The sequence below is a fragment of the Lactobacillus helveticus DSM 20075 = CGMCC 1.1877 genome (assembly GCF_000160855.1).
Taxonomy (GTDB): Bacteria; Bacillota; Bacilli; order Lactobacillales; family Lactobacillaceae; genus Lactobacillus; species Lactobacillus helveticus.
Genome location: NZ_GG700753.1, coordinates 126,826 through 133,800, shown reverse-complemented (window position 1 = coordinate 133,800; position 6,975 = coordinate 126,826). Strand labels below are relative to the sequence as shown.

Sequence of the window (6,975 nt, the reverse complement as noted above, 5' to 3'; positions counted from 1 at the left end):
ATAAAATATCTTTGAACAAAATAAAAAGCGGCTTAGTTTGCCGCTTCTTTTGCAAATAGCATGTTGATTCCACCAATGAGGATGAATACTGCGCAAAGAATAATTAAAATCTGATCGCCTGAATGATCGAGCATGATCCCAGCAACTACGGAGCTAATTGGACCACCAATTGAAGTACTAGTGCGGATCGTGGTTAGCACACGTCCTAAATATGCATCTTCCGTAGTAATCTGAATCATTGATTCTGACAGAATATTTTGAAAACTAGTTAGAAAACCAAACAAGGCGATGAGTACACTTAATGCAAGCCAATTAGACAGGAAGAAGATCATCATTAATAAAGGAATGGTACTAAGCATCCAAGTGTAGGGGATCGTTTTAACTGTAGGAGTTAGCTTGCCCGAGATGAGTGCTCCTAAGAGAAAGCCACCGACAAAGCAAAGATAGAATGTACTATAAAGTCCAGCAGAGCCAAGCTTATCGGCTAGTTTAGGTAAGAGAATAATTAACGCTGGTGAAGCGAAGGAATAGCAGATACATGACCAAAAGTAGTATTTAAGAAACCTATTTTGGCGAATATACTTTAAGCCGCTGAACACTTTTGCGCGATAGTTATTAGTTTTATCATCAGTATCGTTTGCTTGAGGTTTAGTCGATGGAATTTTTCTTAACGCAATGTACAGGAAGAAGATACTAATCAGACTTAAGCAGCTACAAACCAGCATCGATTGGCCAGCGATTAAAAGACTCAATAAAACACCTGAAAGGGCAGTACCAGCGATATTCACAACTTGATCAATCATGCTCAACTTTGAAATTAAGCTGTTTAAATCTTTTTTAGAAGGGACGCTTTCTTTAAGGATTGCACGATCGGCCGGACTGAAGAATTCATCGCACATGGACATAATAGTAGAGATTAAAATGGTCAAAACTATGTCGTGACTCAGCCAGAACATCACTGCCGTTAAAAGGAATAACAAGATAGTTTGAACTAATAGGGATGTTTGACTGGTTCTCTTGAAGGAATGCTTATCAATAATTGGACCGTAAAAAATTGATAAGGCAGCGGTAATTGAGAAAATCGCGTTAGTCAAGCCGACTAAAGATGATTTGCCGGTTTGGGTTTGCAGCCACCAGATGATGATCATGCCAAAGAGAGAATTGGATAAAAGCATGGTGGCTCGAGATAATAGGTAAGTTTTCTTTTCTAACATTCACAACAACTCAAATTAGATATATGTATTGAGGTTAGTATACTATAATTTTTTATTATATTAAGAAAAAGTTAAAAAGGTAAAGCTCTTACTCGTAAATGTAAGTGTTGAAACTTTCATTCTTTTTATAATTAAACTTATCAAGTAATTCGCTAGCCGCCCAATCGGTATCGTCGGCTTCAAAAAATGTAGTGGAATATTTTTTGAAGATTTTAATTAACAAACTATCTATAAAAGATGAACAGTTTGTAGGATCAACCGAGCATAAATAAGCGATTTCATTATTTTCTGTAAAAGCAGCATTGTTGAGTCGCCCCTGTTTATCCAAACTATAATATCCAGATCTTGTTGGGACTTCAGTAATGAATTAATTCTTACTAGCGGTAAGAGGTGAGACTAATTCATGAGTAGTTTTGTAATATTTATAGAGAAAATCGCAGCATTTTGAATAAATAGGATCAGTAGCGATAAAAGGCACAACTTTAAAATTGGTTCTTAAGGGATGCTTTAAGTCAGTAGCACTAACTTCAGCCTCAAAGCAATATCTTTTACATTTGAAACCATTTTTTAGCATAAAATCTACGAGTTTAGTGTGGCTAGATTCAATCATGACTTGTAGTGGTTTTTGTTCTTGCTTCCTAATTTCTGCAAATGGTGAAGTGGTTGGAATTTTAATTAAGTTAAACTTCAAGTATATGCAAGAGTCATGAAAAAGATTGCGGTAAGTAGAGATGGTACCTAAAGATTGATTATTTTCAAATAATTCATATGTTTGAGGATTAACTTTTCTAAGTTTCATTTTTTATTCACCATACAAGTATAAAAGTAAAAAAGGTACACTGCAGCGGCCTTTCATAAAATTATTTCTCCGAAGTTCTAAGTAAACAAATGATGTTGATTATATTGCCTAACAGCCAAACTGCAAAAAGTGTTAAAGAGATAGTCAATGCGGTTTGTAAATTGGCGGAGTTAGAATTTTTTAAGTAGGTAGATATAATCATTGCCACAATACTTATCCCAATAGTCATGTGATCTAAGATTGAAAGGGGTTGATATGCTGCGGCAACTTTTATTTTATGATCTTCTGCCAATTCTGGTTCTTCTTTAATTGGATTTAATACCATCTTCAAATAAGCAATAGAGCCGACAAAGCAGATTAACGCACAGATCAGAGCGATGCACATCACCTTTTGATCACCATTATTAAATGCCATCCATGCTGTGGCTGCACAAAACAACCCAACCAGCAAAGTTAAAGCTATTAGTAGTAGCTGAACAAGCTTAATTGTTTTTTCTCATCTCGATCTCCTCATTTCAACAATTTATTGTGTTGCTTAAAATTATATATGATAGAATTAAAAAAATCTATTTCTTATAATAAATTAATGAAAGAGGTGCATTTGGTTTTGACAGAAGTCATGATTAGAAAATATAGAACTGAAGACTTTGATGAACTGGCTAAGGTTATGGATAAAGGACGCATGCAGGAACTTAAAACAGCAGGGATGGAACAAGTCTTTGTTTCTTTAAAAGATGCACCATATCTCAAGTATTTTTTGTCCTGTGATATTTACGTTGCTGAGAAAGATGAGCAAGTTGTTGGCTTTGTCGGTTTAGGACGACGCCGTTTAGATTTCTTATATGTTTTGCCAGGGATGCAGGCAAAAGGTGTTGGTTCTGCATTGATGAAGACCGCTTTGGCGAAGCTGCCGCGACCAGTAAGATTAGTAGTGTTTACTGACAATGAACGAGCCAAGAATTTATATCAGAAATTCGGCTTTAAGGTAACCGAAACAAGGACTGAAAAATGGTCTGATGAATTTCCAGTTGTCTTTTCTGAGGACACAATGGAGTTGGAATGATTAAGATGAATATAATTGTAAAGAATATTTTTAAAGTAGTAGGAATTTGGTGCATTTGCATTATGCTGTATTTTGTTTTTTCATTGTGGACGCATGTGCGATTACATACTATTGAGCTAATTTTTGGTATAAAAATGAACTTGACGGTAAATAATGGAGTCTCATTGACGATGACCAATAATTCCTGGTTCTGGTTACTAAGTTTAGCTATTTGGATTTTAATTTTTACAATGGCTAAAGTATTTGCACTAAAAGGAGAAAAATATGAAAGACATTGAAAATAAACTAGCCCCCTGACTCTACTTGGCAAAAGATGTTCCCAGCGGCTAAACAAGTACAGGGGTTCCATGAAATATCTGATCATATGGAAGCCGGTGGTGTGGCCGCTGCAGTATTGTCAAAATCGGGGAAGATTTATACCGGAGTGTGTGTTGACACAGCCTGTACTTTAGGCGTATGCGCTGAAAGAAATGCGCTTTTTAATATGATTACTAATGGTGAAACTAAAATCTCACGTGTATTGGCGCTTATGTCTGATGGTAAAAATGGTGCGCCATGTGGTGCCTGCCGCGAATTCATGGTTCAGATGATGGAAAAAGATTATCAAAATGTTGAAGTGATGATGGACTATGAGAGTAATAAAGTAATGACATTAGGTGAATTAACCCCAGAATGGTGGTTATGATTTGGAGGAATAGAGATGAGTGAAAAACCATTTATTTTAGATTTTGATAATGACCAACATGCAGTGCTTGAGCCAGAAGTTGAGCATTTACCTTTTAAATTTCATTCAAAATTGTTGTATGCGTTTGTTCCAGCTTCTGATATTGAGAATTTCTTAAAATCTGTACCTCATAAGGTATTGGGAAAATATGACACAATATCTTTTCAACCTAATATTTATGAAATAGAAATTAATCATGAAAAGATGACTTTATGTCAAGCTCCTTTAGGGGCGGCAGCTGCTACGATGTTGCTTTATTGGCTAATTGCTTATGGGGTAAAGCAAGTTTTAGCCTTTGGCAATGCAGGTGCTATTAAAGAGTTACCAGAAAATGCTATGTTTTTGCCTGTGAAAGCAATTAGAGGTGAAGGTACCTCCTTTTACTATAAGGAACCAGGACAATTCATCGATATGAGATCTAATTATCTTAATGAAATTGGAAAAGTAATTACGGATATGAATTTGGACTACGATGAAATAACCACTTGGACGACAGATGGTTTCTTCAGAGAAACATCTAAAAAAGTTAAACAATTTCAAAAATTAGGAGCTGTGACGGTTGAGATGGAGTGTGCAGCAATAGCGGCGTGTGCACAATTTAGAAAAGTTGAATTTGCACAAATATTATTCACTGCAGATTCACTAGCTAATATTGAAAATTATGATTATCGCAATTGGGGACATGAATCGCATGCTGTAGGATTAGATGTTTGTTCGCAGATTTTGAGTAGGGTGTAACTATGGAAGATAAAGATTTATTAATTGAGTGGGCGAAAAGATTGCAAAGCTTGGCACAGGCTGGGCTAACTTACGGAAATGATGATTTTGATTTAGAACGCTATCAAGAAATTCGCGATATTTCTGCGGAGATGATGACTTATAAGTCAGATTTACCTTTGCAAAAAGTGAAGGATTTATTTTGCAATGAAATTGGTTATCAAACTCCCAAGCTTGGGACACGAGCTGCCATTTTTAAGGATAATAAAATTCTTCTAGTTCAAGAAAATGATGGTAGCTGGTCTCTTCCAGGTGGTTGGTGTGAAGTTAATATGTCTGTTAAAGAAAACTGTATTAAGGAAGCCAAAGAAGAGTCTGGACTCGATATTGAAGTTGAAAGAGTTATCGGAATCTATGATCAAAATAAGCATAGTGAAGCCATTTACCCATACAATGTCGTTCACGTTTTCTTTCTTTGTAAACCGCTCGGTGGTGAATTCAATAAAAATATTGAGACCACTACTCGTAAGTATTTCGCTTATGATCAATTACCAGAAAATTTGAGTACAGATAGAAATTCGCTTGATGAGATTGAGGCTTGTTTTAAGGCATATAAAGATCCTGGTTTTCAAGTTGAGTGTGATTAGAAAATACATTTAATGAAAAAGGTCGGTCATGGCATTAGGTGAGTTAACACCAGAATTGGTGACTATTTACTTGGTCAAATGGCTTCACAATTTAATGCAGATTACGGATATGAGAAAAATCCGAATAAAACTACTGATTATCAAGTTACCGTGATTGATTTTGATGAGAATTTCAGAAAAAGATCGACACAGTATATTTAAGAAGGTGTATAGTATATGTTCTCAAATACTATTTCAATAAAATCGTGGTTAGATTTCCCACAAATTACTAAGAAGTGTGATCTTGCGGAAGTAATAATTAGATTTTGCAAAAAAATGTGCAAATATAAAAGATGGTGATTAATGCTAAGAGAAAATACGTTAATGGTAAAAAGATAGAAGGATAATAAAATGACACAAGTCGAATTAACACGTTTTCGTATCAAAAAAGGTAAAGAAGCGGAAGCTCAAGAATGGATGGATTTTTTGAATAGCCATCATGAAGATACCGTAGCCACGATGTCCGGTGAAAAGATGTATATCGAAACTGTTTTTAAAGATGAAAATGAAGATGGTTATACATATTTTTATTGGTATTCAGTACAGGGTGAAAATGGTAGTGCGGTCGAAGAGTCAGAGAGTTATATCGACAAAAAGCACCTTAAATATTGGGATGAATGTATTGATCCTGACTATAAGCCAGTTGATTTAGTTTTAGAACAAAGTTTAATTGCACCAAACGTGATGGAAATTATTAAAAACAATAAATAACAATGTCAGAAGATAAGTGCAACTCCCTAAAAACGCACTTACCTTATAATGCCAGCCTTTGATATGATAAATTTTGAATAGGATTTTAAAAACATAACGGAGGTTTATTATGAAAAAATTTATCAAAGTCGGTGCAATGGCATTAGCGTTAACTGCTTCAGTAGGGACTGTTGCTCCAGTTGTTGATAAACCGCAGACTGTGCAAGCTGCTTCCAAGACTGTCAAAAGTGGATCACTCACTTTTCATATTAAGAAGAAGCAAGTAAGAAAATCTTCTCTTAAAGGAAAGAAGATTTTAGTGCTGTGGGTAGATGTTACTAACCATGGTAAAAAGACAGTTAAGAGTGACATGCTGATGAACTACAGTGGAGTTAATGCTTACCAGAAGGTTCATGGAAAATGGCAGGAATTAACCACAGGTGCAACTAATTCTTCTTCATTAATTAAGGGATTAGGTAAGATGGAACATAATTTAAAGCCACACAAGACTATTAAAAATGGTGTAATTATGTTCACTTTAGAAAACCGTAGTAAGGTCAAGGTTGAATTTCAAAAAGGCTATAATCAAATAACAGCTAGACGTTACTTTAAAGTTAAATAAATTGAAGAAGCATTTATCGTTTGTTACGACAAATGCTTTTTTAATTGCTACTCATTGTCTAATATTTGCAAAAAGCTAGAATTTCCTTTATTTTTGATGTAACGGTTAAAATTTTAAATATAGTATTTAAACATCTTCAAAAGTAATAGGAGAGAGTATCATGCGTCAATGGTTAATCATTTTAGTAGCTCTAATCGGAACCTGATTTATTGTTTATTACTTTGATAAATATCGCAATCGTCGTTATCCAGAATCTAGACCGCAAAATCAAGATGGAAATTGGGATGCTTTCTGGGCATTTTTGTTCCCATTCATTGTTTTTATCATGGCTATTTATTTCGCAATTGCTAAGCGCAATAAGTTCCGTGCGAAGACCTGTGTGATGTGGGCACTAGGTGGTATGGTTTTTAATGCAATTTGGTATTTATTGTTTAGATAAAAAAGGTTGATCAACTCTTGA

General features: G+C 35.0%; 10 protein-coding genes. 6 read left to right on the top strand and 4 right to left on the bottom strand.

Going from position 1 to position 6,975, the window contains the following annotated elements; genetic code table 11:
- Positions 1 to 32: 32 nt before the first annotated feature.
- The 4 genes from HMPREF0518_RS04280 to HMPREF0518_RS04270 all read right to left on the bottom strand — a co-directional run bounded on the left by HMPREF0518_RS04280 (position 33) and on the right by HMPREF0518_RS04270 (position 2,428).
- On the bottom strand, positions 33 to 1,214 hold the full coding sequence (locus tag HMPREF0518_RS04280; RefSeq protein ID WP_003626488.1) for an MFS transporter: 1,182 nt from the start codon (positions 1,212 to 1,214) through the stop codon (positions 33 to 35).
- A gap of 88 nt (positions 1,215 to 1,302) precedes the next feature.
- Positions 1,303 to 1,542 (bottom strand): hypothetical protein, encoded by a 240-nt coding sequence (locus HMPREF0518_RS10700; protein ID WP_003626486.1) that lies wholly within the window; start codon positions 1,540 to 1,542, stop codon positions 1,303 to 1,305.
- Positions 1,543 to 1,581: 39 nt separating this feature from the next.
- Complete coding sequence (locus HMPREF0518_RS10695; protein WP_003626484.1) at positions 1,582 to 2,013, bottom strand: hypothetical protein; 432 nt, start codon at positions 2,011 to 2,013, stop codon at positions 1,582 to 1,584.
- Between the two features lie 61 nt (positions 2,014 to 2,074).
- The gene (locus tag HMPREF0518_RS04270; RefSeq protein ID WP_003626482.1) at positions 2,075 to 2,428 is read right to left on the bottom strand and encodes a hypothetical protein; all 354 of its coding nucleotides are present in this window, start codon (positions 2,426 to 2,428) and stop codon (positions 2,075 to 2,077) included.
- A 171-nt stretch (positions 2,429 to 2,599) separates the two neighbouring features.
- Between HMPREF0518_RS04270 and HMPREF0518_RS04265 the strand changes: the two genes are divergently transcribed.
- From HMPREF0518_RS04265 to HMPREF0518_RS04235, 6 genes are all read left to right on the top strand, one after another.
- Complete coding sequence (locus tag HMPREF0518_RS04265) at positions 2,600 to 3,076, top strand: GNAT family N-acetyltransferase (RefSeq protein WP_012211859.1); 477 nt, start codon at positions 2,600 to 2,602, stop codon at positions 3,074 to 3,076.
- Between the two features lie 313 nt (positions 3,077 to 3,389).
- Positions 3,390 to 3,761 (top strand): cytidine deaminase family protein, encoded by a 372-nt coding sequence (locus tag HMPREF0518_RS04255; RefSeq protein WP_003626476.1) that lies wholly within the window; start codon positions 3,390 to 3,392, stop codon positions 3,759 to 3,761.
- A gap of 15 nt (positions 3,762 to 3,776) precedes the next feature.
- A complete protein-coding gene (locus tag HMPREF0518_RS04250; RefSeq protein WP_003626475.1) occupies positions 3,777 to 4,538 on the top strand; it encodes a nucleoside phosphorylase in 762 nt (253 codons plus the stop codon).
- Positions 4,539 to 4,540: 2 nt separating this feature from the next.
- Positions 4,541 to 5,164 carry an NUDIX hydrolase N-terminal domain-containing protein gene (locus tag HMPREF0518_RS04245; RefSeq protein WP_003626474.1) on the top strand — a complete coding sequence of 208 codons (624 nt, stop codon included), beginning with the start codon at positions 4,541 to 4,543 and terminating at the stop codon, positions 5,162 to 5,164.
- Positions 5,165 to 5,554: 390 nt separating this feature from the next.
- Positions 5,555 to 5,914 carry a DUF6176 family protein gene (locus HMPREF0518_RS04240; protein ID WP_003626472.1) on the top strand — a complete coding sequence of 120 codons (360 nt, stop codon included), beginning with the start codon at positions 5,555 to 5,557 and terminating at the stop codon, positions 5,912 to 5,914.
- A 109-nt stretch (positions 5,915 to 6,023) separates the two neighbouring features.
- Complete coding sequence (locus tag HMPREF0518_RS04235) at positions 6,024 to 6,515, top strand: DUF5067 domain-containing protein (protein ID WP_003626471.1); 492 nt, start codon at positions 6,024 to 6,026, stop codon at positions 6,513 to 6,515.
- Positions 6,516 to 6,975 lie beyond the last annotated feature (460 nt).